This is a genomic window from Vibrio sp. 10N.261.55.A10 (assembly GCF_041470825.1).
GTDB classification, from domain to species: domain Bacteria; phylum Pseudomonadota; class Gammaproteobacteria; order Enterobacterales; family Vibrionaceae; genus Vibrio; species Vibrio crassostreae_C.
The window spans coordinates 70411-96885 of record NZ_JBFRNC010000035.1 but is presented as its reverse complement, the minus strand read 5'-3'; the positions used below and the strand labels follow the sequence as shown (position 1 = coordinate 96885).

General features: G+C 44.2%; 27 protein-coding genes. 12 read left to right on the top strand and 15 right to left on the bottom strand.

Annotated features, from left to right (window positions below):
- Positions 1–88: 88 nt before the first annotated feature.
- On the bottom strand, positions 89–715 hold the full coding sequence (locus AB4274_RS12535) for a hypothetical protein (RefSeq protein ID WP_017064307.1): 627 nt from the start codon (positions 713–715) through the stop codon (positions 89–91).
- A 175-nt stretch (positions 716–890) separates the two neighbouring features.
- Here AB4274_RS12535 and AB4274_RS12530 point away from each other — a divergent pair, with 175 nt between their 5' ends.
- Positions 891–1997, top strand: coding sequence for a 1-acyl-sn-glycerol-3-phosphate acyltransferase (locus tag AB4274_RS12530; RefSeq protein ID WP_137001459.1), 1107 nt, complete (start codon positions 891–893; stop codon positions 1995–1997).
- A 165-nt stretch (positions 1998–2162) separates the two neighbouring features.
- Here AB4274_RS12530 and AB4274_RS12525 read toward each other — a convergent pair whose 3' ends face one another.
- Entirely contained in the window at positions 2163–2762 is a 600-nt protein-coding gene (locus tag AB4274_RS12525) for a hypothetical protein (RefSeq protein ID WP_017062763.1), read from the bottom strand.
- Between the two features lie 103 nt (positions 2763–2865).
- Between AB4274_RS12525 and AB4274_RS12520 the strand changes: the two genes are divergently transcribed.
- On the top strand, positions 2866–3162 hold the full coding sequence (locus tag AB4274_RS12520) for a YnjH family protein (RefSeq protein ID WP_017067955.1): 297 nt from the start codon (positions 2866–2868) through the stop codon (positions 3160–3162).
- Positions 3163–3198: 36 nt separating this feature from the next.
- Here AB4274_RS12520 and AB4274_RS12515 read toward each other — a convergent pair whose 3' ends face one another.
- Positions 3199–3498, bottom strand: a complete 300-nt coding sequence (locus AB4274_RS12515) for a YfcZ/YiiS family protein (protein WP_017062761.1) — start codon at positions 3496–3498, stop codon at positions 3199–3201.
- Between the two features lie 530 nt (positions 3499–4028).
- Between AB4274_RS12515 and AB4274_RS12510 the strand changes: the two genes are divergently transcribed.
- Positions 4029–4490 carry a TetR/AcrR family transcriptional regulator gene (locus AB4274_RS12510; RefSeq protein ID WP_004731875.1) on the top strand — a complete coding sequence of 154 codons (462 nt, stop codon included), beginning with the start codon at positions 4029–4031 and terminating at the stop codon, positions 4488–4490.
- Between the two features lie 384 nt (positions 4491–4874).
- Here the strand turns inward: AB4274_RS12510 and AB4274_RS12505 are convergent, their stop codons facing one another.
- The 6 genes from AB4274_RS12505 to AB4274_RS12480 form a co-directional block, all read right to left on the bottom strand.
- Positions 4875–5657, bottom strand: a complete 783-nt coding sequence (locus AB4274_RS12505) for a heme ABC transporter ATP-binding protein (RefSeq protein WP_017062759.1) — start codon at positions 5655–5657, stop codon at positions 4875–4877.
- Positions 5657–6694, bottom strand: a complete 1038-nt coding sequence (locus AB4274_RS12500; RefSeq protein ID WP_372082829.1) for a FecCD family ABC transporter permease — start codon at positions 6692–6694, stop codon at positions 5657–5659. The genes AB4274_RS12505 and AB4274_RS12500 overlap by 1 nt, the downstream gene beginning before the upstream one ends.
- 103 nt (positions 6695–6797) lie before the next feature.
- Positions 6798–7685, bottom strand: coding sequence for a hemin ABC transporter substrate-binding protein (locus AB4274_RS12495; RefSeq protein ID WP_017062757.1), 888 nt, complete (start codon positions 7683–7685; stop codon positions 6798–6800).
- Between the two features lie 148 nt (positions 7686–7833).
- Positions 7834–8247 (bottom strand): biopolymer transporter ExbD, encoded by a 414-nt coding sequence (locus AB4274_RS12490; protein WP_102321337.1) that lies wholly within the window; start codon positions 8245–8247, stop codon positions 7834–7836.
- Positions 8244–8945 (bottom strand): MotA/TolQ/ExbB proton channel family protein, encoded by a 702-nt coding sequence (locus AB4274_RS12485; RefSeq protein ID WP_102321338.1) that lies wholly within the window; start codon positions 8943–8945, stop codon positions 8244–8246. The genes AB4274_RS12490 and AB4274_RS12485 overlap by 4 nt, the downstream gene beginning before the upstream one ends.
- A 2-nt stretch (positions 8946–8947) precedes the next feature.
- Complete coding sequence (locus tag AB4274_RS12480) at positions 8948–9739, bottom strand: energy transducer TonB (RefSeq protein ID WP_017062754.1); 792 nt, start codon at positions 9737–9739, stop codon at positions 8948–8950.
- 161 nt (positions 9740–9900) lie between these two features.
- Here AB4274_RS12480 and hutW point away from each other — a divergent pair, with 161 nt between their 5' ends.
- The 4 genes from hutW to AB4274_RS12460 all read left to right on the top strand — a co-directional run bounded on the left by hutW (position 9901) and on the right by AB4274_RS12460 (position 13240).
- Complete coding sequence (hutW, locus tag AB4274_RS12475; RefSeq protein ID WP_372112161.1) at positions 9901–11310, top strand: heme anaerobic degradation radical SAM methyltransferase ChuW/HutW; 1410 nt, start codon at positions 9901–9903, stop codon at positions 11308–11310.
- Between the two features lie 48 nt (positions 11311–11358).
- Positions 11359–11880 carry a heme utilization cystosolic carrier protein HutX gene (gene hutX, locus AB4274_RS12470; protein ID WP_016784265.1) on the top strand — a complete coding sequence of 174 codons (522 nt, stop codon included), beginning with the start codon at positions 11359–11361 and terminating at the stop codon, positions 11878–11880.
- Positions 11881–12035: 155 nt separating this feature from the next.
- Positions 12036–12566 (top strand): heme utilization protein HutZ, encoded by a 531-nt coding sequence (gene hutZ, locus AB4274_RS12465; protein WP_004731858.1) that lies wholly within the window; start codon positions 12036–12038, stop codon positions 12564–12566.
- A gap of 113 nt (positions 12567–12679) precedes the next feature.
- Positions 12680–13240, top strand: a complete 561-nt coding sequence (locus AB4274_RS12460; protein WP_017062752.1) for an ATP:cob(I)alamin adenosyltransferase — start codon at positions 12680–12682, stop codon at positions 13238–13240.
- A 94-nt stretch (positions 13241–13334) separates the two neighbouring features.
- Here the strand turns inward: AB4274_RS12460 and AB4274_RS12455 are convergent, their stop codons facing one another.
- Positions 13335–14249 (bottom strand): chemotaxis protein, encoded by a 915-nt coding sequence (locus AB4274_RS12455; RefSeq protein ID WP_137001454.1) that lies wholly within the window; start codon positions 14247–14249, stop codon positions 13335–13337.
- 169 nt (positions 14250–14418) lie between these two features.
- On the opposite strand from AB4274_RS12455, the gene ppiC reads away from it, so the two are divergent.
- Positions 14419–14739: a peptidylprolyl isomerase PpiC gene (ppiC, locus tag AB4274_RS12450; RefSeq protein WP_017630085.1), complete on the top strand. Its 321-nt coding sequence runs from the start codon at positions 14419–14421 to the stop codon at positions 14737–14739.
- Between the two features lie 283 nt (positions 14740–15022).
- Positions 15023–16429, top strand: a complete 1407-nt coding sequence (locus AB4274_RS12445; RefSeq protein WP_137001453.1) for an alpha-amylase family glycosyl hydrolase — start codon at positions 15023–15025, stop codon at positions 16427–16429.
- A gap of 128 nt (positions 16430–16557) precedes the next feature.
- Here AB4274_RS12445 and AB4274_RS12440 read toward each other — a convergent pair whose 3' ends face one another.
- The 4 genes from AB4274_RS12440 to AB4274_RS12425 form a co-directional block, all read right to left on the bottom strand.
- Positions 16558–18429: a methyl-accepting chemotaxis protein gene (locus AB4274_RS12440; RefSeq protein ID WP_372112158.1), complete on the bottom strand. Its 1872-nt coding sequence runs from the start codon at positions 18427–18429 to the stop codon at positions 16558–16560.
- Between the two features lie 435 nt (positions 18430–18864).
- On the bottom strand, positions 18865–20235 hold the full coding sequence (locus AB4274_RS12435) for a YjiH family protein (protein ID WP_017064319.1): 1371 nt from the start codon (positions 20233–20235) through the stop codon (positions 18865–18867).
- A gap of 228 nt (positions 20236–20463) precedes the next feature.
- Positions 20464–21138 (bottom strand): YoaK family protein, encoded by a 675-nt coding sequence (locus AB4274_RS12430; RefSeq protein WP_104216194.1) that lies wholly within the window; start codon positions 21136–21138, stop codon positions 20464–20466.
- A gap of 175 nt (positions 21139–21313) precedes the next feature.
- Positions 21314–21796: a GFA family protein gene (locus tag AB4274_RS12425; protein WP_170926836.1), complete on the bottom strand. Its 483-nt coding sequence runs from the start codon at positions 21794–21796 to the stop codon at positions 21314–21316.
- A gap of 32 nt (positions 21797–21828) precedes the next feature.
- On the opposite strand from AB4274_RS12425, the gene AB4274_RS12420 reads away from it, so the two are divergent.
- The 3 genes from AB4274_RS12420 to AB4274_RS12410 all read left to right on the top strand — a co-directional run bounded on the left by AB4274_RS12420 (position 21829) and on the right by AB4274_RS12410 (position 24493).
- The gene (locus AB4274_RS12420; RefSeq protein WP_017064322.1) at positions 21829–22482 is read left to right on the top strand and encodes a hypothetical protein; all 654 of its coding nucleotides are present in this window, start codon (positions 21829–21831) and stop codon (positions 22480–22482) included.
- A gap of 124 nt (positions 22483–22606) precedes the next feature.
- Complete coding sequence (locus AB4274_RS12415) at positions 22607–22906, top strand: isoamylase early set domain-containing protein (protein ID WP_009845720.1); 300 nt, start codon at positions 22607–22609, stop codon at positions 22904–22906.
- Between the two features lie 276 nt (positions 22907–23182).
- On the top strand, positions 23183–24493 hold the full coding sequence (locus AB4274_RS12410) for a peptidoglycan DD-metalloendopeptidase family protein (protein ID WP_372112156.1): 1311 nt from the start codon (positions 23183–23185) through the stop codon (positions 24491–24493).
- A gap of 106 nt (positions 24494–24599) precedes the next feature.
- Here AB4274_RS12410 and AB4274_RS12405 read toward each other — a convergent pair whose 3' ends face one another.
- Positions 24600–26444, bottom strand: coding sequence for a putative bifunctional diguanylate cyclase/phosphodiesterase (locus tag AB4274_RS12405; protein WP_372074929.1), 1845 nt, complete (start codon positions 26442–26444; stop codon positions 24600–24602).
- Between the last annotated feature and the right edge of the window lie 31 nt (positions 26445–26475).

Sequence of the window (26475 nt, the reverse complement as noted above, 5' to 3'; positions counted from 1 at the left end):
TATTGGGGGTCAGTTCAAAAACTCAGTTTTTGCGGCTTTTTAGTATCTGGCTTGCGAGTTTTAATACCAGCACTCACTTTCCGCCAAGCTATAAATCTTCACCAAAAACAAGCATACACAGTTGCTCGAACTCTTCTTCTTTACCTGAGAACAGATCATCAATCACAAGTGAACGTTTTTGACCTGACTGCATGCGCTTCTTCGCTTCTCGCATCACCATCACCAGAGTGTGCTCTTGTGGCAAGTTTGAGTCATCAATGTTCCATTGATTGAATCGCTGAGAAAGAGCACTTTCGCAAAGCAGGGGTTTAAACGACAACACTTCTTGCTTCAATACAGAAAGCATATCTTTAAACGCTTGTTCCGTATTATTGGCATTAGAAGCGCGAGCTTTGGTTTGTTCTAGCTTTTCTAGTAGTGCCGAAGAGAGGTTCGTTTGCGTGATGTAACCCGCTTGTCTTGGGAATGAATCCGTCAAACGAACAGAAAAATCGACACGGTTAACCTGAGTGTTTGGAAAGTAGGTCAGTGACGTTAGGCAGTCGTATGGAATCCAGACGCTTTGTCCTGGTTCAACGGCATACTCTTGTTTGCCTAACTTAATCAAAACCAAGCCACTTTGAACCGATACAAGGCTATGTTTAAGTACTTTCTTGCGTGGTGTGATCACCAAGTGTGAAAAGTAAGCCGATGTATATTCAATAGCGAAGTTCATAGATAGTACCTTAATTTTGGGGCGTCAAGATTACCGTTAATCTTAAAGAATGCCAACAATAACAGGGGATTTTCAATGTTTCTGGTCTGACCTTGTCAAAAGTATGGGCTCTGTAGCTGCGAGAAGTCAAAACAACGCGTAGAATGAGCCAGCTTTTTATTATATGAATTAAAAAATGACCTCTCCAACCGATCCATATGTTGATATTCGCCCTTACGGCGATGATGAAATTCCAGCGGCACTAAACCGTCTTATTAATGATGAAGAATTTATCAGTGCAATCTTGCACTACCGTTTTTCAAACCATGCGTCTTGGTTCAAAGCATTAATGAGCCCGATTTTGCGTGTGTACTTAAAAATGAAATGGAGCAAGCTGACTAGCGTTGAATCCATTCAGATTGAAGTGAAAAAGTACTTACGCGACACGTTAGCGAAAACCACTAGCGGTGTGACGTACACTGGTATCGAGTCACTGGATGCGAACCAAGCTTATCTGTTTGTATCAAACCATCGTGACATTGCTATGGATCCTGCGTTGGTAAATTACGCTCTGCATCAAAATAATCATCAGACTTGTCGTATCGCTATCGGAGACAACCTGTTGAAAAAGCCATGTGCGACTGAATTGATGCGTTTAAATAAGAGCTTCATCGTAAAGCGTTCTTTGAAAGGACCGCGTGAGATGATGAAAGCGCTAGGGCAGTTGTCTTCTTACATTAAGCACTCTCTAGAAACGGGCAACTCAATCTGGATCGCTCAAAAGGAAGGTCGTGCGAAAGACGGTAACGATTTTACTGAGCCAGCAATTTTGAAAATGTTCCACGTTGAAGGACGTAAGCAAAAAATTGCTTTCCCTGAATACGTGAAGTCATTGAAGATTGTTCCTGTGGCTATTTCTTACGAGAACGACCCATGTGACACGGCTAAAGCGATAGAGCTTTTCGAAAAAGACGTAAACGGCAGTTACGAAAAGGGTGAGTTTGAAGATATCGAAAGTATCATTCAAGGCATCATCGGTAATAAAGGACGCGTTCACGTTGGCTTCGGTCAGGTTATCGACCAAGATTTTGATACCCCTGAAGCGCTTGCTGAAGAGATCGATCGTCAGATCCACGATAACTACAAACTGTTCCCAGTAAACTTGCTGGCAGCAGAAAAAGAAGATGAGTCGATTACAGCGGCCGTTAAACAAGAGTTTGAAGCTAAACTGTCGAGCCTGCCACAAGGTGCGCGTCAGTACTTGATCGATAGCTACGCCAACCCAGTGAAGAACATTGGTTAACGAACGTTAGTTAGCTTGCTAGTTGATTAGCAACTTGATTGAATTGAAAAAGGAGCCTTGGGCTCCTTTTTTGTTTCTGAATCACCATTTGTTGCTGCGATCGAGCATTAACGTATTAGAGCATTAGAGCATTAGAGCATTAGAGCATTAGAGCATTAGCCTGAATTAGCGAGCGACTGCACCACCGAGATCTAGATTGGTTGGCCATTTGGTTACGGTGTTACCGCCCAGATAGATGTTGCCTTTGACTGTCATGGTCTCGGGGAATGTTGTAATCCCAGAACCGCCTATATAAAGGTCGCCGTCAATCACGATCCCGTTGGGTAACTCGGTTAAAGGAGTGCGGATCACGCTCAGATCGCCTTTTACTCTAAAGCCATTCGGTAGCCTTTCCAGTGGAGTGTCGGTGAGGTTGATAAAGCCGCCCACTCTTACACCTCTTGGCCAGCTGGTGATTTGGCTGCCAATCAAGTCGACGTAACCTTTTATCTTAACCCCGCTCGGGACTCGAGCGAGTTGGCTGTTAGAGCCTTTAAGGCTGCCGTTCACTTCTAACCCTTTGGGTAGGCGTGTGATCGCAGTATTCTCTATATTGAGATTACCATCTACGACCAAGCCAGTTGGAAGTGATGTATAAGGCTTATTTCGTAGATATAAGTTTCCGTAATTATCGAGATGGTTCAATATTTGATAGTGATCGAGTGGTTCAGCACTGACATTTGTTATGGTTAAGGAACCAATAATAAGTGCAATTATTCTGAGCATAACAGGCTTCTTATTACGATAGACGCTTACACTATAATGGAAAAATTAATCTCGCATAGTGTTTTACCCATTTGGCGGTAGATTAATGAGGAATGGAGCAAAGATGATAGGTAAATTAATGATTAGAGTAAATATACGAATTATTAAGGTCTTTCTGATAGCCGCTTCAGTGTTTGGCTCAATGTCTGCGAGTGCCAACAAAGTAATTTCAACGCCCGGTAAAGCTGCGGTGGTGGTGACACAAGGCGGTCAACAGCAACGAGTTTGTTATTACGATGACAAGGCTTATAGCATTGGGGCAGTGTTAGAGGTGGGGGGCGTAGTGATTCAGTGCGCTGCAGAAAACGATTTTGAGCAAAATGGGTCACTGGCTTGGGTTCAATTAAAAAAAGACGAGTAATTCACTCGTCTTTTAATAAGCATATAAATGCTTATATTAGCGCGCTAGAGAGCGAGTCTTAAGTTCAAAAATAATCTTCTCAGCGCTAACTTCAAATTTAAAGCGAGCGTGCAACTCTGTGCTTTCTTCAGTCATCTCTGATGCTTCGAACTCAACGTTGCTAGACACTTGTTTAGCAAGTTCAACATACTTAGCAAACTCAGCTTCAATCAGTGCTTTTGAGTTTCCGTAAACCGTTACTTCAGCAACATCGTCGCCTTCTTTAATGATGAACCCGATTTCGCCTGCACAGCCGCAAGCCTCACATACATCGTTGTTACCAATATCTTGGCTCATAAATAATCCTCTTACAAAGTCTGAGGTTATTCTAACGAGCAATTTGAACTGTATCTACAAAAATTAAAACCTTTGAACTAATTTATACTGGTATGCTATGTTGTTTGTTAAGGTGTTTGATGAATATCTACATTCGCGCCGCCAAATATGTATGTGATTTACCTCACGTTTTGTTGAAAAGGAATGTTATTAATATGTCAGAATATCATTCACTTAGTTGCGCCAGAAATGATTTTATAAGACTATCTATCGCTTGATAGGTATTTATACAATGAATTTTTCGTTGGGTATTTCATATTCTAAGTAGTTATTTAAACTTATCGACTTAGGATTGTAAGGTGATTTTCGAAGAATAATTAGACAAAGTGTCCAAAGAGGCATCACTGTAAAATTGTTCGTACATAGTATTTGTGTGAATTTAGTTATAAATACTTGCGAAAAAATACCTTGCTCACATAATGCTGATAACGATTTTCATTCTGACTTCATTTGATTGAGTTAGATGGATTTACAAAGAGAAGAGCCTGAATATGCCAAAGCGTAGTAAAGAAGATACAGAAATCACGATCCAGAAAATCATGGATGCCGTTGTAGACCAGCTACTAAGATTGGGTTACGACAAGATGTCATACACGACGTTGAGTCAACAAACGGGTGTTTCTCGTACAGGTATAAGTCATCACTTTCCAAAGAAAACGGATTTTACTGCTGCTCTAGACGGTCGTATTTTCAAGATGTTCATGGAACACATTGACTTCGAAAATGGCCTTGACGCATTTTCAGCTAGCTGGGTTGCAGCACTTGAAGACGCTGAGTTCCTAGCAATCTTACGTTTACTTTTCCATCATATCGTTACTGCTGAGAGCGCACATGAGTTCGCTGCAAACGGTATTGATCGTCTATACAAGCTGACTGAAACTCAGTTTGGCGATACTAGCGGTAAAGAACTAGAGTGGTTGATTGGTAAATCATTGATTCGTATGAGCCAATAATCAGCACTCAATAAAAGAAGCTCCTGCGGGGGCTTTTTTTGTGCCTGCCGTTTCACTTCTTGTGCGTTTTTCTCTCAATCCCACACCGATGTTGCTGTTTGCTGAATGATGTTATTTCTTTTCTTTTTATATGCTTACGCCCGCGGCTTGTTTTTCTCTTCAGTGTTAAAAGCTAAGTAACCCTAACAAGTAGAGTTCATTTCTAGAGCCTCAAATGCTCAAGGTGAGTCGTTTTGGTGCTTGCTGTTGTGGTTGTTAATAAAATTGAGTTTAAGCCGAGAGAGTGGCTGTGAGCCAATAAAAAGCCCCGAACAAATCGAGGCTTAGGATTACGTCATTGTTATCAAGAACGAATACTCAAAACGAGTCGCTCCTTAATCGGACTTATTGTGCGGGGTGAACCTGAGGGAAGCTCATGGTTGGGTGTTTTTCTACGATACTTTTGTAACCATACACATCTTCTATCATCGAAGGTTTCAGTGCATCCCAAGGCTTGCCATCACACACCAAATTGCCATCTTTCAATACCACCAATCGATCGGAATACTGCGCGGCTAAGTTGAGATCATGCAAAACCACGATAACCGCGGCATTGTGGTTATCGGCTAATTCTCTCGCAATCTTTAAGGTGTTGTGCTGGTGGGCAAGATCCAGTGCAGAGGTTGGTTCATCAAGCATCAAAATACATTGGTCACCAGAGTGGTGAAGCTGAGTTAACACTCGAGCCAAGTGCACTCGCTGCTTTTCACCGCCTGATAGCGAAGGATAAAGTCTTTCACTCAGGTGAGTCACATCAGCAACATCCATTTTTTGGCTAGCAATGCTGGTCAGCTTCTTGTTGGATTCTTGCAGAGGAATCCCACCAAGCTCGACAACTTCATGTGCCAAGAATGGGAAGGTCAATGTGCTGTGTTGAGGAAGCATAGCAAGGTGCTTCGCTAACTTTTGAGAAGGCCACTTGTCTTTACTGTGTCCAAAATACTGGATATCGCCGTTGCTTGATATCTCTTGGCACAAAGCTTTAAGCAGCGTGCTTTTACCTGCGCCATTTGGCCCAAGCAGTGTGGTTACCTTTCCCGCTTCAATCTCAATAGAAACGCCATCTAATATCACTTTACTGCCGAACTTCACTTCGATATCGGTCGCTTTTAAAGCTGAAGGAAACATTAAAGGATTCTCCCTTTCTGTTGAAATAGTAGATATAAGAAGAATGGGGCGCCGATAATCGCAGTGACAATACCAACAGGAAGTTCAGCCGGAGCAAGTACCACACGTGAGAACATGTCTGCGGCGGTTAGCAGCAGTGCGCCTAGTACCGCTGATAGTGGCAACAGAACTCGGTGGTCAGGGCCTGCCAACATGCGACCTAAATGTGGGATAACCAATCCAATAAAACCAATCATGCCAGACAGGCTAACCGTGATACCAACGCCTGCAGCCGTCAGTAGAATCAGCTTTCGTTTCAGCTTTTGTACTGGGATGCCAAGGTGTTGTGCTTCTGACTCGCCTAGTAGCAAAGCATTCAATGACATTGCTTGTCGGTAGAAAACAACAAACAAGCCAACGAGCGTGACAGCTGCCAGCAAAATCCCTGACCACTTAGCGCCCGCCAATGAACCCATCGACCACAATGAAAGATCGCGCAGCATTTGGTCATCAGCAATGAAATTCAAGAAGCCAATACCAGCGCCAGAGAGCGCACTGATCGCCACACCCGCCAACAACATGATGGTGACAGAGGTGCCGAATTTACCCGTGCCCAGCTTATACACCAACAGTGTTGTTAAAGCGCCACCAAGAAAAGCGAACACAGGAACTGCAGCAAAGTTCATGAAAGCAGGGTATTGAAGCGATAGCTCAGAGAAAAGCACGATGGCCAGTGCTGCACCTAGCGCCGCACCAGCAGATACGCCTATGATGCCAGGTTCTGCAAGTGGGTTTCGAAACAAACCCTGCATCACTGCACCACACAAGGCGAGGATCGCACCAATCAGCATGCACAAGATGGTTCTAGGTAAGCGGATCTCTTGAATCACTAAGTTGATGTGAGGTGCTAAGTCATTGTTTGGTTTAATTAAGCTCGCTGCGCTGTCAGCTAAGCTAATGTTCATTGGCCCAACAGTGATCGAGTACAGCGCGACAAAAGCTAGGGTTGCACCTAGAGCTAACATCGACGTTTTCAGTGGGACGGAGCGTAACAACATAAAGGGCCTCAATATCTATCGCTAACTTCGACCTCCTTCAACAACAGCGTGAGTCAGTTGGTGAGGGAAGCGAATTAGCGATAGCAGAAATAGGGTGGTTGAGTTATAGCGGGTAGATAAGTGCGTTTAGACGCTTTGCTTCAGAGAGGCTTTCTAGGCCAAGCCCGCCAACCAAAGCACTGCCATTTACGGTAATGATTTGCTTGTTCATACCTGCAGGCGTTGCCGCTAACATAGGTAGCGATTTCAGGATGGCATCAGCACCGCCCATTTTTTGGTAGCTACGACCACTGACTAAAATCACATCTGGCTGCATTTCTACCAGTGATTCCATCGACAGTGGCTTGTAAGACGTTAAGCTCTGAGCGGCAGGGTTGATACCGCCAGCTAACTCGATGATTGCGTTTGGTGATGTTTCACCGCCAGCAACGTTGGCAGGGCGACCTTCATGCAGCAACAGGAATAGAACTTTCTTCGCTTCGTTGCTTGGTACTTGGTTCGCTTTCAGTGCTGCGATCTTTTGATTCACATCGGTTTTCACTTGCTGCGAGTGGTCTTCGGTATGGGTGATCTTTGCGATTTGGTCGATACGCTTTAATAGCCCTTCCACGTTTGCTTCAGTGTTAACAATCTCTACATCGACGCCTGCCGATTTTAATTGAGAGATAGCGTTGTCTGGTCCCATTTCATCCGAGCCAATCAATGTGGTTGGCTCTAGGGCGAGTAGACCTTCAGCAGACAGGTTTCGGTGATAACCAATCTTTGGCAGGTTTTCTCCTTGAGGGAAGTGGCTGGTCACATCAATCGCGACTAACTGCTCTTCGGCACCTAATGCCAAAACCAATTCAGTAACGGCACTACCAGCACTGATGATTCGAGGTTGTTCAGCGTCGTTGGCCATTGCGGGTGCGCTAAGTGCCAGGCTGATTGCAGCTAATGAAAGAAGAGGTGTCTTGGTCTTTAATTTATTGAGCACGTTTAAGTTGTTCATAATAAGTTCTTTATATTTTCTTTTTGTATCGCGAAGATACTCAGTGAGCAGTCCGTTCGCATTGTGAGTTCGAATCGATAGAGAGGCTTAGTCTGCTTGTTTAGTTTTATCAACCAGAAGCCAAACCTCGTGAAAATTGAGTGTCGCTCTAGCCATCGTCCGTGAGCAATTGAGTCGCTGGTATTCCGTTTTCTTGAAGGAATGAAAGCAACTTCACTAGGTTCTCCACGTTAGCGGCTTTATCTGCGCCAATGATGATCGGTTTTTTATCCGTTGAACCAGTCTCTTCTAACAGCGCAATCTTGAAGTTTTCCCAGTCGATGTATTCTTGGCCGTTAATTGCCCAGTAGGGTTCGCGGTCTAAAATATTGACGCTAATTGAATCCTTGTGGACTTCAGAAGCGTTTTTAACATCCGAGCTTGGCAGCTCAACTTCTAGCGATTCCAGCTTTACCGATGCCGTAAGCAATAGAAAAACCATCACGATAAAAATGATGTCGAGCAGCGGTGTTAAGTCCGGCGCTAGGCTCTGTGTGTGAGATGAGTGGGGCGTTTTAATCATGCTTGGCTCACATCACCGATAGAGGTTTTGTTGACAGGCTTACCTTGAGTATCATCTGACTGATTGGTTTGAATCGACATGCCTTCTAACCACACATTCACATAGTTCAATGTATGCTCCAATTGAGCTAGCACTCGATCGGCCCATAGCCCGAGTAGCTGAGCACCAGAAATAGCTGGAAGCGCAATCATTAAACCTGCTGCTGTGGTTCGCATTGCTAATCCAAGACCATCTGCCAAATCATTAGGCGTGATGCTGCCTGTTGTCGCGGCAACGCCTTTAAACATCTCAATAAGACCAAGTACCGTACCAAGCAAGCCGATGAGTGGGCTTATCACGCCGATCAAACCAAGCAGTCTTAAACCGGCATGAAGCTGGTGGCGTTTTTCTTGTAGCCAGATTCCAGCAGCATCTTCACGTAGCCCTTTTGAGAAAGAGTGGTGAGCAAGCAACATTGACACGCCCTTGTACAGTAGCGGGCGTTTACCTGAAATCGACTGAGCAAGCGCTTCAATCTCTTTACTGTTGGTTGGTGAAATTTGGTTAAGCTCACGACGAATAGCACGTTTGCCCACACCAATGCTGAACATGACTTGGAAGACACGTTCAGCGATGATCATTGCTGTTAATGCTGAGCAGATAAGAAGAGGCCAAGTCATTAAGCCAAGTTGATCTTGTAAGTAACTGATTTGTTGCATGATTAATCCAACCTAAAACGAACAGGTATTTGTACTCGGTGAGCAATCGCTCGACCATTGACAGTGTGAGGTGAGAATTTCCATTGTTTAATGGCATCTAATGCGGCGTTATCGAGCATTAGCGCGCCTGATGAATTTACTAATGCTTGTTTAATTTGTTTGCCTTCAGCGTCTAGCCAGATCTCATACGTTGCGACACCCTCAACGCCACGGCGTCTTGCTTGGCGAGGGTAATTCGGTGGGGTAGGACGCGCAGAGAACGAAGGTTTAGTGACCAAAACCGGCTCTTGGTTTGATACGCCTTGATTTACTTCCTGAGGCTGGTTGGCAGACTCGTCCATATTCTTATCGACTTTCTTGTCGGCCAGTTTCTCTGGTTGAGTGGCTGGTTTTGGGCGTTCTTTCTTAACTACCTTTTTCTCAGTTACTGGTTTCTTTTGAACCGGCTTCTTCTCGACAACCTTTTGCTCAATCACTTTTTTCTCAACTTTCTTTGGTTGAGGTTTATTGGTGATCGCTTTTTTCTTTGGGGTTGGCTTAGCTTGCTTTGGCTCAACCGTTTTTGGTTCGGCTTGTGAGACGGTTTCTTTTATTGGCTCAGGTTTAACTGGCTCTGTGATTGTTTTTTGCTGAGCTTGTGAAGGAACGCTCTTAGGAGTGAAGTTGATCGATACCGTGTTCGATTGGCTACCTGCAGGCATCGCAAATACTTTGGATTCTTGAGCGACAAACAACAACGCGGCATGAATCACTAACGATGCACCGCCTGCAATAACATATCTAGGAACGTTCACAATCAATCCTTTACCAAATCAAAATTCTGTATCGGATTATTGCTTAGAATCTAAATAAGATCAATTATCAATTGCATTATCATTTACGTGTATTTATGATTCTCTCAGTTTTTAGCGAATAGTCTTCCAGACTTTGCTATGTAAGTGTTTAGAGAGATTATATGAGTCTTAATATTTATAAATTTGACGAATCAATCTTGGGCATTTCTAGCCCTGATCCGCTTCGTTTTGCGTTTGCGAAAAAGCATTCTGCACACGCCGGAGGAAGTTCAATTCCGGTCGACCCCAGTAAGAAGTTAGAACTCTTTGACGAACTGATGCTGAGTGAAGGGAAAAAACAGGATACGCGTTGCTTGTATATCCACATTCCTTTCTGTCGTGTGCGTTGTACGTTCTGCAATTTCTTCCAAAATGCCGCAAGCCGTAAATTAGTGGATGAGTATTTCGATGCACTGATGGTCGAGCTAAAGCAGAAAGCCAAAACACCTTGGGCTCAGTCTGGACTATTTCACGCCGTCTATATTGGTGGCGGAACTCCCACCGATTTGTCGTCTCAACAAGTTGAGCAGCTGGGTAAAGCGATTCGTCAATATTTCCCACTAGCAAACGATGTTGAGATGACATTGGAAGGGCGCATCAATCGATTTGGTGACGAGATGTTTGATCGTGCGCTTGAAGGTGGCTTCAATCGTTTCTCGTTCGGTATTCAAAGTTTCAATACTCAGGTTCGACGTAGTGCTAAGCGCCTAGATGACCGAGAGGTTGTGCTAGAACGTATCAGTTCACTAAGCCGCACCGAGCAAGCGCCAATCGTTCTTGATCTGTTATACGGATTACCACACCAATCTATGGAAGTGTTCCAACAAGATTTAGAAGACTACATGTCTACTGGCGCACACGGTATTGACCTCTACCAACTGATCGTTGCGGGCAATGCACCTATGCTTAATCTTGTTGAGAAAGGAAAAATCCCACCGCCGGCCAATACGCCTGATAAGGCGAGCATGTACTTGGCGGGTGTTGAATTCATGGCCAAGCACAAGGTCAAGCAACTGAGTGTGAATCACTGGACTCGCGATAACCGCGAACGCAGCATTTACAACAGCTTAGCGAAAACCTATGCCGAAGTGCTTCCCATTGGTTGTGGTGCTGGAGGCAACATTGGCGGTCATGGTGTGATGCAACATCGAACTTTAGACAGCTACATGGAGTCTATTAAGCAAGGTCAGTTACCGATTGCCATGATGACGAAGCAAAGCTCACTAGAGCCGACCTTCTCGACATTAAAGGCAGGTTTCGATTCTGGTGTTGTTAGAAGAAGTACGCTACCGAGATTTATGGGGCAAGATACGTTCGACTACCTCAAGCCTTTGTTCGCGCATTGGGAAAAGAACGGTTTAGTTGAGCTTTCGGAAGATTATCTGAGCCTGACTATTGCTGGCAGCTTTTGGGCGGTAAGCCTAGCGCAGAGTGTGATTCAAGTGCTTAACGCTGAATACCAAGCTATGCACCCAGCGCCTAAAGCGTCAGGTTCGGGCGTACACCCGCATGCAAGTTTGAAGCACGCTTAATATCGAATTTTTAGTTTATAACTTACTCGTTTATACGGAACATATTCAATGACAGATACAACATTAGAAATGACAGAAACTCTAGAACAACGCGTAGCTCTAATTTTAGAAGAAGAGCCAAAACTACTGCCAACAGCAATTGCTGAGAAGCTAGGTGTTTCAGAGGTTGAAGTGGTTGCTGCTTTTCCAAACGATATGGCGGTAATGCTAGATGGCAGCCGTGCTCAAGAGATTCTAGAAGGTTTAGTGGGTTGGGGCCCTGTGACCACTATCGTGCATTCATTTGGTTCTATCTTTGAAGTAAAAGCGCCATTCCCGAAAGGTAAAGTAGCGCGTGGTTACTACAACCTGATGGGCAAAGAAGGCGAGCTTCATGGCCACCTAAAACTGGATAACGTTAAACATATCGGTTTGGTGAGCAAGGCGTTCATGGGTCGTGAAAGTCATTACTTCGGTTTCTTCAGTGAAACCGGTGAGAACATTTTTAAGATTTACCTAGGCCGCAACGAAAAGCGTGAGCTTATTGCCGACCAAGTAGAGCGCTTCAAAGCGCTAAAAGAACAAGCTTAAGTTCAATTTACAGTAAATAATCAGCAGCAATCTTACATAGGGTTGCCAACTGGCTTAAACAAGACATCAATGCTCGAGGATCGTTTAGTTCGCTTATGATCGCTCAACCTTGGGCAAAAATAATAAATCAGAGAAAGTGAAGAAAGGAATTACCCATGGAACAGCAAGTAAAACAAGAACGTCTACAAGGTCGCCTAGGTCCAGAAATTAAAGAGTTTCGCCAAGAGCGCCGTACCCTTCAACTTGCAACGGTTGATGAAGAAGGTCGCCCGAACGTAAGTTACGCACCGTTCGTTCAGAACCAAGAAGGTTACTTTGTTCTAATTTCTGATATTGCTCGTCATGCTCGTAACTTGAAAGCGAACCCTCAGGTATCTTTGATGATGATTGAAGACGAAGAGAGCTCGAAGCAGCTTTACGCACGTAAGCGTTTAACGTTTGATGCTCAAGCAAGTGTTGTGGAGCGTGAAACGGAACTTTGGACTCAAGTGATTGGCCAGATGCAAGAGCGTTTTGGTGAAATCATTGATGGTTTGAGCCAACTTCAAGACTTCTCTCTGTTTAACCTTAAAGCTGAGAACGGCCTGTTCGTTAAAGGCTTTGGTCAAGCATACCAAGTGTCAGGCGACGATCTGGTGGACTTCGTTCACCTACAAGAAGGCCACAAAAAAGTATCTAACGAGTAATCTCGTTTAACCGATTTCTTCAGGAGCCCTCCAATGTGAGGGCTTTTTTATGTCTAAATCAAAGAGTTTGGTATATTGACGTTTGATGACTATTTATGTGTAAGGATCGGTACGTGAAACCAGTAAGTCGAGATTGGGACGAGTTCTGTTACCCGTTTATTTATGAAGACAGTCCTATCTGTGATTTTGAGATTTTGTCGGATGAACTTTGTTGCCGAGTTGGATTGGTGTTGTCTTTAGAGCTAGAGCCTCAGGTTCGTGAGATCCTGCAACGCTTGCAGCCAAACATCTACCATTTGAATGGCTCTGTGCGCGGTAAGCTTGCCATCACCGAGTCTGAATTGGTCGAGCTCAAGCAAGATTATCATCGTATCCGTGAGCAGTTAGAAGGGGGGGTTAAAGGCTTTGTCTTACCCGGTGGACACCGAGTGTCTAGTGAACTTCACTTGTGTCGTTGTCAGGCTAAGAAAGTTGTGCGAGCTTTGGTGAGTATTGAACATCATGAAAGCAAAAAGTCGCCAGACCCGATTCTTTTTAAATACGCCAACCTAGTCGCGAACACTCTCTATGCATTGGCCTCTTTTACCAATCATGTGAATGAAGTCGAGGAAGTGGAATTTGTGAGTAAGAGCTACTCTATGCCGAAAAAGTCTATGCCAGAAAACAAAGACTAACGGTTAGCTCTATTCTTATTAAGATTTGAAGAAAGAAGAGACTAAGAAGCTAAACCATTGAGCACTATGCTAGGTTTAGCTTCTAAAACAGAGCCTAAGCAGCCGTAGAGGCGCCGTTTAAGACTTTTGCACCGCGTAGCATAGCTTCGATTAATTCACCCGCGTTGAACTTCTCAAGAGCTTCATGCGCCCCCACCTGATTGGCACGGTCAACACAGATCTCACTGGATAGTGAGGTATGCAAAATACAGTAAGCGTGACTTAAAGCGCTGTCGTTTTGCACTTCAAATGCAAGCTCATAACCATCTAATCCCGGCATCTCGATATCACTCACCAGAAGATCAATGGCATTGCCAGCGCTGGCTTGGCGTCGCATCAGGTCGATGGCATCTAAGCCGTTGTTACAAATGCTGTAAGGGATGTTGATGCTGTCTAAGGCATCTGATAACTGTTTACGCGCAATCAAAGAGTCATCCACCAATAAGATGTTCAACGCTTTGAGGCGTTCCCTTTCCACATCGGTCAGCATTGGGATGTGCGCATTCTCATAAGCTGGGTAGATCTTAGAAAGCAGTAGTTCGACATCGAGCATTTGCACGATACGATCTTCAAAGCGAGTAATGCCCGTCACAAATACATTGCGACCGACACTCGCTGGTGGTGATTCAATACTCTTCCAATCACATTCAATGATTTTATCGATTGAGCGAACCAAGAATGCAACGACCGTTCTTAAGCAGTCGGTCACGATGAGTACACAGTCGTTATATTCAGCAGGGGTGATTGGGCGAAAGCCAATCGCGGCAGACATATCAATCACAGGAACCGTGAGATCGCGAATGGTCACGGTGCCAATCACATGGTGATGAGAGTAGGGGATTTGGGTCATCGGTTGAAAAGGAACGATTTCCCTGACTTTAAGCGTGCCAATCGCAAAACTTTGAGTGAGGGACAATTTGAACATCAACATTCCCTGTGACTGACTCGCTTTACTGATCGGTTTGGCCATAATTGGCTCCTATTTACTACACGCTTAATTTATAAAGAATAATTTAAAGGGAAATAGCAGTCGCGGCAAGTAACTCTACTGTTTTTAGGGGCTTTAAGGCGGTTGTTTTCGGTTATAGAGTGAAGAATGGTGTTTCTTGGGTTAAAATCACGCTAAATACTCGCTGTCGATAGTAAGTCGACAAGCAGACAGCAACAAACTGAGAATTATCATGGCAAGAACAGCAGCAGCACTTCATATTCTGGTGAAGCATAAAGAACTAGCAGAAGACATCATGACGCAGCTTAAAAAGGGCGCTAAATTTCAAACGCTAGCGAAGAAACATTCAACCTGTCCATCTGGTAAAAAGGGCGGCGACCTTGGCGAGTTCAAGAAAGGTCAAATGGTGCCTCAGTTTGATAAGGTTTGTTTCTCTGGCGAGACGCTTGTACCACATCTTGTAAAAACTAAATTCGGTTGGCACGTAGTTAAGGTTCTCTACAGAACCTAGTGTAAGATATGTGTTAGATGGAATAAAAGGAGCGTATATACGCTCCTTTTTTGTGACTTTTTTGCGCGTTTTAAAGCAATACGGTTGAGTGTTCATCCCAGACGTTATGCGATAATTAGCGCTACGCCCTTAACTATCCGCCGTGACTAATCGTTGGGAGGAGGAGGGTTTTTAATGAGTAACTCATATAATAAATGCCATTCTTAAGGAAATTTATGCAGCTTTGCCTTTTAGCCTTTGCCTTTATCTAGAAAGCTGTAAACGAGTTTGGTAGGAGAACACCATGGAGAGTTCAGCTATGTTAAGCAACCCAGCGACAGATGTCATATTGCATGCCTTTGACTGGTGCTACGCTGACGTAATGAAGAACGCCCCACTGATCCAAGAGTTGGGTTATAAATCTGTTTTAGTTTCACCAGCAATGAAGTCATTACGTGGTCCTAAAGGCTGCGATCGAGATTCTGGTACTCAATGGTGGCAACGCTATCAGCCGCAAGACTATCGTGTGATTGATAATCAGTTGGGTGACACACAAGATTTTAAAGCGATGGTCGACACGTTAAAGCAACATGGGCTTCGTACCTATGTAGACGTCGTGTTTAACCACATGGCCAACGAATCGGGCATCCGCGGCGATTTAACGTACCCCAACCAGCAAGACATGACGTCTTATCAAAAAGATGCTGACTATTACGAATCGATCCGCTTGTTTGGTGATCTTTCTAAGCCTTTATTTGATGAAAACGACTTCGTGGAAGCGTTTGGTATCAAGAACTGGAAAGACACTTGGGAAGTGCAAAACGGACGTATTACCGGTGGCGCTAGCGATCCTGGCCTGCCAACGCTGTTGGATAACGATAATGTGGTTGCGCAACAGCGAGCGTATCTAAAAGCCTTGAAAGCGATTGGTGTGAAAGGATTTCGCATTGATGCGGCAAAGCATATGACACTGGCACACCTACGTAAGGTGTGGACTGATGACATCTGCGAAGAAATGCACATCTTCGGTGAGATCATTACCGATGGCGGCGCGACAGAAGAAGAGTATGAGCTGTTCCTTGAGCCTTATCTTAAACACACTCGCTTAGGCGCTTACGATTTCCCGTTGTTCAACACCATCTTCAAAGCATTTGAAGAGCAGGGCAGTTTTAAGTCTTTGATTAACCCATACTGTTTTGGTCAGGCTCTGTCGAATATGCGAGCGATCACGTTTGCGGTCACTCATGATATTCCCAATAACGAGGTGTTTTTGGAGCATGTGATGGATGAAGTGGATGAGCGATTGGCTCATGCTTTCATTCTTGGTCGAGACGGCGGTGTGCCGCTTGTTTACAGTGAACTGAGCACCAGCGGTATTCTGGACAAGAGCGGTCAGCCTCGTTGGCTTAACGATTGGCAAGCGCCTTACATGAAAAGCATGATTCAATTCCATAATCATGTTCATGGCGAAGCGATGCGTGTGGTTGAAGCGAATGATGATTTGCTGGTATTTGTCCGCGGCGACAAAGGCATTGTGGTGATCAACAAGTCGAAGCGAAGCAAAACAGCCTCATTAAATTGGACTGGTGCGGTAACCGATTTACTGTCGGATGATGTGTTTGAATGTGTTGGTAAGGATTTAACCATCAAGGTGGAATCGAACCAATGCATGATGTTAACGACGAATGAATTGAAGCCTGTCACGAGTTAACTTGGATAGACTAGAAAGAGAAGCCCCGCTTACTGGCAATCAGTAAGCGGGGCTTTTTATTTTAAGCTATTGCTCGGTAACTAAACCAAATGGCGACTCAGCCAAACGGCAACTGAGCCAAACCTTGGTTAAACCGTAAACTTATTCAATAGCTCGTCTTGTTGGCGAACATTGTCAGTTTGCTGCTGCATTGCGGTATTCGCTTCTTGGGCCGCTGTTGATACTTGTGTTGAAAGGTCTTTGATCTTAACAGTGTTGTTATTGATCTCTTCCGCTACTAAGCTCTGCTCTTCTGCCGCTGAAGCAATCTGGATGTTCATATCTGAGATGCGTTGAATCGCGTCACGGATACGGTCAAGTGAAGAGTTCGCTTGCTGAGCGCGTTCAACGGCATCAGTGGCTGTGTCTTTACTTTGGTTCATCGCGTTCGATACTGAGCTTGCACCCGTTTGGAGCTGCTCGATCATGTTGCGGATTTCCGTAGTTGATTCTTGAGTACGTTGTGCCAGAGTACGAACTTCATCGGCAACGACTGCGAAACCACGGCCTGATTCACCAGCACGCGCCGCTTCAATAGCCGCATTCAATGCCAGTAGGTTGGTTTGGTCTGCAATATCGTTGATTACTTTTAGAATTGTTTCGATGTTGGCTGTTGCTGATTCAAGTACTTGTACTTCGGCAACCGCTTGGTCGATACGTGCTGAAAGGTTATCAATCGCTTGAGTGGTGTCACTTACGACAGATGTGCCGTCTAGCGTTGCTTCGTCTGCTTCACGGGCTGCCGCTGCTGCGCCTTGAGCATTGTTTGCAACTTCAGTTGCAGTAACCGCCATCTCGTTCATTGCAGTCGCTAACTGTTCAAGCTCTTCCAGTTGGGTATTCATCGCTTTCGCTGATTCGCCTGCACCTTTAACCGTGATTTCAGTACCACGCTTAATTTCAACACCAATCGCTTTCGATTGAATGATCTGATTTTGCAGGTTTTCAGTAAAGGTGTTGAAACCTTTCGCTAGGTCAGAGAACTCTTGGTCTGTGTTGGTATCTAGGCGCTTAGTTAAATCACCTTGACCGCTCGCCACATCTTGAATGGCTTGGTTAAGCGCATCCAGTGGACGCATTAACACACGAATCAGAACAGTCAGTGCAATGATGCTGAGAATAACTGCAATCAACGAGTAGATCATTGAGCTGTTCTTCAATTCTTCAACGGTTTGGAACGCGATCTCTTCATCGAGGATTGCACCTATATACCAATCTTCACTAGGGATGTGGGTGAAATTAACTAGGAACATTTTGCCGTCGACTTCAATTTCTTGAGAGCCTTCACGAATAGTCGCTTGTGGCATGTAGCTTGATAGCGTTTCACCGTTGTTTTTCGCATTTGGGTGAGCAATCGTGGTGCCGTCGGCTGTTACTAGGAACAGGTAACCCGCATCAAACAAGTTCACTTGGTTGACCAAGGTAGCAAGGTTCGTCAATTCTAGGTCGTAGAACATACCCGCAGTAAAGCGGCCGTTGTCTTTAACTGGAGTACCTACTGATATGATGACTTTCTTACTTGATGCATCCACATAAGGAGCGGTAACAACTAAACTGTTTTTGGATTTAGCATCAATGTACCAAGGACGAATTCGTGGGTCGTAGTCTGGACCGGCATCCCAACCATCATCATTTTCAATAACGAAACCGTTTGCTTCATAACCAAAACCAACCGCTAGGAAGCTGTTTTTAAGCTTTGGCTTTTCTAAGATTTCTTTAACGTAAGCGCGATCTTCAGGGTTGATCTCGATGACTTCAGTCGTCGATTGAGCCAACGCTTTCTTGGCGTTCATCTCCGATACGACGGTATTTTTCACGCCCGAGACCATCTCTTTCAGGCTCGCATTGACGTGGTTTTCTACTGCACTTCTTACAGTGTAAAGTTGTTGTATTGAAAGCAATGATACTGTCACTAGCAGCAAGGCTGATGATGCAGCAACCACCTTATGGCTAAATTTCATTGAGTTTTCCCCTTCTCACAGGCTTTGCGAAGACTAAAGTTAATCGTGTTTTTGTAATTATATATATCGACTAGATTGGGTTTTACTTGAATGTAATTTCACAAAATAGACTACAAAAACACAACAACCTAAACGATACAAAATTCACTAAATCACATATTTGTTACTTTTAGTATTTGGTTCAATGAGTTGGGGAATGGGGCTAGACAGAGTTTAAGGAGGGATTAAGAATGTATTAATTTGACGATTATGCGTTCAGTTTTCTATTAACAAGAGGTGGGTTGAATAAATGATATGAAATCAAGTGATATACAGAACTTATAAATTGATTGAACTCTAAATAATGCTGTGTATATATTTGTGCTAATAAAAAGCCCCACAAAAGTGAGGCTTTATAAACTGAATCTTTATTGAGTTACATAAGTAGTATCTAATTTAGAATATTAGATGCGCTACACCAGCGATAACTGGAAGCGTAATTAACGTACGTAGAATAAAGATAATAAACAGTTCTAAGATGTTCACTGGAATCTTACTGCCTAGAAGCAGAGCGCCCACTTCAGACATGTAGATCAGCTGAGTTACCGACATTGCTGCAATAACAAAGCGAGTCATCTCGTTGTCGATAGAAGCCGCAAGGATTGCTGGAATAAACATATCCGCAAAACCAACAACAATCGTTTCGGATGCTGCAACCGCTTCAGGAACACCAAGTAGCTCTAGGAATGGAATGAAAGGCTGACCTAGGATTGAGAACACAGACGTGTATTCCGCAATAACCAGTGCCATTGTACCTAAACCCATAACAACAGGCAGTACGCCAAATACCATATCTACGGCGTTACGAACGCCTTCGCCAAATACAGATTTAGCCGACTTTACTTGAGATGCTTTATTTACCGCTAGCTCAAGACCCCAAGAGAACGTTGAGTGACCTGCTGGGATCGCGTCAGCGTCTTTGTGCGGCTTGCTGCCATCAATGAAAGTATCTTTCTTCATGCTTAGTGGTGGAAGGCGAGGGATGATCACCGCTGCCACAATACCCGCTAAACAGATTGCTGCGTAGAAAGGTAGGAACAGGTGCTCTAGTTCTACCTGAGCAATAACCACAAGACTGAATGTGATAGATACTGCTGAGAAAGTCGTACCAACAACCGCAGCTTCACGCTGAGTGTAGAATTTCTTCTCGTACTGTTTGCTTGTAAGCAGGATACCAACACTGCCGTCACCCAACCAAGAAGCCATACAGTCAATAGCACTGCGGCCTGGTAGGTTGAAGATTGGACGCATGATTTTACTTAGTAGCGTGCCAAACAGCTCTAGTAGACCAAAGTTAAGTAGAAGCGGAAGTAGCAAACCAGCAAAGATGAATACTGAGAACAGTGTCGGAAGCAGGCCTTCTAGAACCAGACCACCAGTATTTTCTTCCCAAATAACCTCAGGGCCAACTTGGAAAAAAGCCATAACGGCTGCAGCACCACCAATTAAACGAACCAGCAACCACAGTGGAGATGGGTTGAAAAGGCCGTTTAAAAATGAATTTGATGTAATGAATGTAGGCTTAAAAATGGTGCTTAAAACTGAAGCTACAGACATGAAAGCAACGATCGCAGTGATGATAGGGACTAGATATTCACCGAAAACCGCTTGAATTGATTTGGCTAAGATAGCTACAGGGATGGTTAGATCACCTTGATAGCTGATTGGCGCCATGAAAAGGAATAAACCAATCAATGATGGGATTAAGAAAACCCAGAAACTGCCTTTAGATTTCTCTGTTTGAGCAGTATTCGTGTTGTTAGACATGTTATTGTTCTCGAATTTCTACACGTAAAAAAGCCACATCCTTGGCATTTTTATTCACTAAACGTCCGTATTTTCTCATTGGGTGCAAGATTACCCAGTATTAATATTGCTTGCAATACTATTCATAAAATATCGCTAAATATTCATGCTGGTTATTCTGCAACGTATTAAGAGTTTAGAATAAAGTGTTGCGGATGTTACGTAGTTTGAGGTTATTTTGCCAGATATTTATAAATTGATTGGAGTTTCAGTTCGATAGGTCAAGTATAACCAGTAGCTAAACGCAATAATGAAAGCAAAAGAGGCAGGGAAAGCCAATGCCAAGATTTCGAAGCGTTGGAACAGGCAAGCGCCACTTAAACCGCCAAACAGGAAGCCAACCACAATGAACATCAGCAGTTTGGCTTTACGACGGTCAAAAGGCATCCCCTTTAAGCGAGCGCCAATCATGATCCCCAGATCGGTAATGATCCCGCTCATGTGTGTTGTTCGAATGATCGCCCCGCTGTAAGTGGTGATCATCGCGTTCTGCAAACCACACGCGGCTGAAGCGAAATACTGACCTGAAGTATAGCCTTGTAACAGTGTCCACAGCGCCAAAAACAGCAATCCACCCTCAATACATAGTGCAACACCGTAACGGCGTCCTAACTTCAATGCTTGGTTTTCAATAAAGAACCCGCTGAACGCCGCACCTAACATGAAGCTCATGATCACCAATAGGAGGTGAACAGAAGCCGAGGTCGGTGTAAGCAGGCTACTGCCTAGCAAAGACATGGTGCCGGAGATATGGGAGATAGCTTGATGTTGGAAGCCAAGTAAGCCGATAGCATTAACACTGCCAGCAAGACCAGCTAACAAAAGGGCGCCGTATTCAACCCAGCGAGGTAACTTAGAAATCATGTGGTTCACCCTGGGTTAAATAGAGGAGCAAGATTATAACGCTAGACAAAAGATACGCTAGCGCTGTGAAGCGTTGATATTTGATCTTAGGCAACAGTATTGCAGTTTGTTTTAATACTGTTGCTATATAAAGATAACGGTCAATAACGAGATAAAGATAACGCTCAATGACGAACTAGTTGTAATGGCTCATTTGGTGGTCGAACTTAACCCAACCGTGTTTGCGTTCTTCATAAACCGAAAAGCTCGGCAGTGGGAAGTCTTGCTCTTTAAATAATCCGAGCGGGACGATATAAAAATCAGCGGCGGCAACCGACTGCAAAAGCATGGTGGTGCCACACTTGGGACAAAACTGATAGGTGACTTCATTACCCGTATCGCTGATGCGTGAAAAAGAGGTCACTTCACCGCTGAGTGTAACTTGTTCTATTGGGAACCGAGCCTGAACGCCGAACACACTTCCGGTGCGTTTCTGACACTCATAGCAATGGCAGACAGATGTACGTTGAGGTTCACCTCGGCATACTAGGTTGACTGCTCCACAGCGGCATTCGCAACTTCTGATATTTCTATCTTTAATATGATTGATATCCATCCATGCTCCACTTCTGGTTAACCCTGTATTGATAATTATACTAAAGCCCTTTATGGTCTGCACAACTGGATGAAAACAAAAGAATATAATTGCCCATGAAAAAGAAAATCTTACCTATCCCTCTGATTCTACTGATTCCAATTGTCATGCTGGTTGTTGTGATAGTAGCGGGTATTTATCGCTTTAGCTTAAGTGATGAAGAGATCTTGGCGAAGTTTCCTTCTTCTCAAGTGAGTTATGACCCAGTCGTAGAAACCGTTTTTGATTTGAAGACGACCAATCCATGGACAATTAAAGTTCCTGAGACTAACGCCTACGCTTTTATCAATGAAGTTGATGAGCCTAGAGCCATCGCGTTTGGACGCTATGACTCAGGTGTTGAGCGCGGTGTGGTAACGGTAGACACAAATAATCTTTCAGCCGCCACGCTGGGCAAGGCGAGTTTCTTTGTCGCGCCGATGTGGATATCTAACCAAGGCAGCGGTGTTTTCTATTATCTAGGCCTGTTTAAGCATGACCAGCAACGAAGCCGTGTGGTGTTAGTCGACCAACTTTTACTGGGTGATCGTATACAAATTCAGACATTGGAGGTAGCTCAGCAGCCAGGTTCGCAATCACAGAATAAACTTACTGGGGAAGGTTTTATCGGCTTTACTCAGCATTCTGCGGAACAATCATTTGCAGAACCCCCTTCTGAAAAGGTGTTAATGAGTTTTTCTTTTGATACGCAATCAATTGGTAAGCAATAACGTTTTCGTGAATGTAAGGATCTGTTGTTTATGTGAGCCAAATTACATATTATCTTAGTTAGATGAATGAAATTTAGACACAGTTAGCTTTGTGTCCGCTTATTATTACAAATGGAGCTTGCGAATGATTAATAAACGTTTTTTTAAGACGAAAGATGAAGTTGAAGTGACCTTCGAGCTAGAAGCTCAGGAAGCGAACTCTGTATCCATCGTTGCTGACTTTCTTGATTGGAAAGCCACCCCAATGAAAAAACTGGCCAAAGGGAAGGTTTACAAGTTTAAAACTCGTCTACCTAAAGATGGCGAGTTTCAATTCCGCTACCTAGTTGATGACCAACAATGGGTGAACGATGCGAATGCCGATCGTTACATCCCAAATGAATTTGGTGAAGACAACTGCCTAGTGTCGACGGTAAACGCATAATCTTTTCTTAAAACCAGCGACTAATTCGCTTCGTTTATTAATTATTCGAAACGGAATAACGTCAACCAATAGAAAGCAGAAACTAGCCGTTTCTGCTTTTTTATTTTTAAATTTAGCGGTTAATTTTATTTCTTATCTAGTGGCTCTTCATCTACGGCAACTCAATGACTTAGGCTAAGTTGGGAAGATTCACATCATATTATGACAATGCATTGATGATTTATGCGTTTGAAAAGCATATCCTATGCCTTTATATCGTAGAAAGACCTGTTTACCGTGTATTCAAAAATATTTCCCTCTCCGTTTGCTGAGCTTTCACCTGTAAAAAAAGTAGCTATTTTGGGACTGCCACTTATTGCTGCGATTGGTGTTGCTTTGCAATCGTCACAATCGGATCTGACGAAAACGATCGATCTTGATTTGCCCGACTCAACCGTTATTGAGTCAATTCTGTCACCATCTTCTGTTACCGTTATTGAGCCGCCGACATTTGAGTATCAAATTCAAACGGGCGATAATTTGAGTAGCATCTTCACTCAGCTTGGATTTTCTTACAAATCGATGATGAGCGTGATGGAAACCGATTTAAACTTCCTTGCGTTAGACACGCTTCGCCCAGGTAACACATTGCGTTTTTGGCGTGATGAAGCGACGGGCGACCTTTCCAAAATGGAACTTCAATTTAGTGTTGCAGATAAAGTGGTTTACCGACTGCTTGAAGATGGTACATACGAGTTTGAAGATATCTCTATTCCGGGCGAGTGGAAGCAAAAACCTTTAGTGGGTGATATTCAAGGCAGCTTCTCTATGTCGGCGAACAAGGTTGGCCTGAGCAGTCTTGAGATTGACCATATTGTGACTCTTCTTAAAGATAAGCTGAACTTTAGCCGAGACCTACGTGCTGGCGATCAGTTTGAAGTGCTTCAAAAAGCGCAATATGTTGATGGTGTTGCAACCGGAAAACGTGAAATTGAAGCAATTAAGATCATGAATCGTAACCGCGTTGTGTCAGCATACTTACACACTGACGGACAATATTACGATGCTAATGGCGATAGCTTACAACGTGCTTTCCAACGTTACCCAGTGAGCAGTAGCTGGCGCCAAAGTTCTCAGTTTAACCCTAAGCGCTTACACCCTGTGACTGGCCGCATTTCACCGCACAACGGTACGGATTTCGCGACACCAATTGGCACACCTGTTCAAGCAACGGGTGATGGCAAAGTGATTATGACGCGTAAGCACCCATATGCGGGTAACTACGTGGTCATTCAGCACGGCAGCACTTACAAAACGCGCTACTTGCACTTAAGCAAGATCCTTGTTCGTAAAGGACAAACGGTATCTCGTGGTCAACGTATTGGCCTATCGGGTAAAACGGGTCGAGTGACAGGTGCTCACTTGCACTATGAACTGATCGAACGTGGTCGCCCTGTTGATGCGATGAAAGCGAATATCCCAATGGCCGATTCTGTGCCTAAAAAGGAAAAAGCGACATTCACAGCCGCGAGAGATGAAGCCGACAAGCTATTGAAGGCAGCGTTAGAAACGCGCAATCTAGCAATGGTTAATAATGCTAGTAAGTAGCTAGCCATTAAACTGTTTTATAGCCGCAAGAGCATCACAAAGCACAGTCAGTGTTAAGTGATGCTCTTGCGGCTTTTTAGTTCTCAATAGAAGGTTCGGTAAGGGTTTAAACTAAAGGCTCTAAGTGCGCGACATAGCTAACGATAGCTTCAGGCCGCATTGGAGGTGAGTAGAGGTAACCTTGGATCTTGTCACATCCCATCGCGTGCAGCTTTTCTAATTGCTCACGCTTCTCAACACCTTCCGCAACCAAAGATACATCGAGTCTATGGGCCAGTTGAACAATCAGCCATACTACGCTCTCTGAGGTCGAACTAGTTAACAAGTCTCGAATAAAGGTCGCATCAATTTTAATGCAATCGATAGGGTAGCTGTGGATGTAGTTCAAACTGGAGTAGCCTGTACCAAAGTCGTCGAGTGCAATCGTGAAGCCTTGTCCTCTCAGAAAGTTAAGCGCGGATTTTGTCTCTTGTGTTGGCGATAACAGAACGGTTTCGGTTAACTCGATAACAAACTCATTCGCCTTAAAATGGTGCTGTTCAATGGTTCGAGTCAGGTAGGATATATAACGTTTCGAATCAGTAAGCTCGTGCGCAGAGCAGTTGATTCCAAGTTTAACCTTGTAGCCCAAGCCTTGCTCTAGTGTGGTTTTAGCGCGGCACACCAATTCAATAATGCGTTCACCTAATTCGACAATCAGCCCTGACTCTTCTGCCACTTGAATAAACTCTACGGGTGAGATGTCTCCATGTCTGGCGGTTTTCCAGCGAGTCAGTACCTCGAAATATTCCCATTGCGTTTCACCTTGACCCACAATCGGCTGTACCACTACGTACATTCCATTGCTGTCGGGGATATAGCTTTGTGAAATTGGGTTTTCCAGCTCACTTCGTAGCGCTGCGACTAGCTCGGTTTTTCTTTGGTAACGAACTCTTAAGTGAGTGTCATAACATTGAATATGAGTATCTTGGCTGTGTTTACACTCTTTAAGCGCCAAGCTGGTATTGAAGATGATTTGCTCAACGTCTTTGTTGTCTCCATCCGAACTGGCAATACCGATGCTGACGTCGAAATCTATCTTGATATCAACGCTACTGTAGCCCTGCTTAATTTTGGCCAGTATTTGTTCGCACACGGCTATCGGATCAGAATGGTAGGTGATGAAGGCGAACTCGTTGCCAGCAGTCCGGAAAGTCAGGTTGCTTTCAGGTAAAGTTCGGCGCAATATTTCTGCGACAAACTGCAGCACCTTGTCGCCAATATAATTACCGTGCATATCATTAATGGCTTTGAAGCTATTGATATCGAGTAAAGCCAATGTAAACGGAGTGACGCTCTGTTGAGTAATCGACTCTAAGGTATCTGATAAACAGCTTCGGTTGAGTAACCCGGTTAGGCTGTCGTGTGACACCTCATAACTAAGCTGATTTACAAGTTGTTCGGAACGATCGTTAAACCACATTTCACGCAAGGTATGGATGATGATGTCGGCGAACAATTGATGGTGCTTTACCACGTCTTGTTGCTGATCAGGGCTAAGAGGCGAGGTGAACGTTGAAAACAGCACGCCCATCACTTCGCCACTTTGAGTTTGAGTCGGGATCGCGATGGAGTTTTGTGAGGTGATTTCCTGCCTAAATGCCGATGTTGGCAATGACTGGACGACGTACTGAGCAAACGAGCAATCTGGGTGTCTTTGGTTGACGGCTTGTTGGTAGATGTGACCATGGCGCGCATTGATTTTGTCATGCAATACATGATCAGAATGGGCGATCACCAAAGGAACGGTTTGGTCAGGGAAGTACTTCTTCTCAATGATGCTGGTGTATTGAGTATCAAAGGTCTGATGTAAAGTAAGCACAGCTGACTCTAAAAGGTCGATACCTTCCAATTTCAGCAAACGGCCAATGCGCTCTGTGTCTATCATGCTATTGTGCGTATGTTGAGTCATAGCCACCACCCCTAGTTAACCAGATTCACTG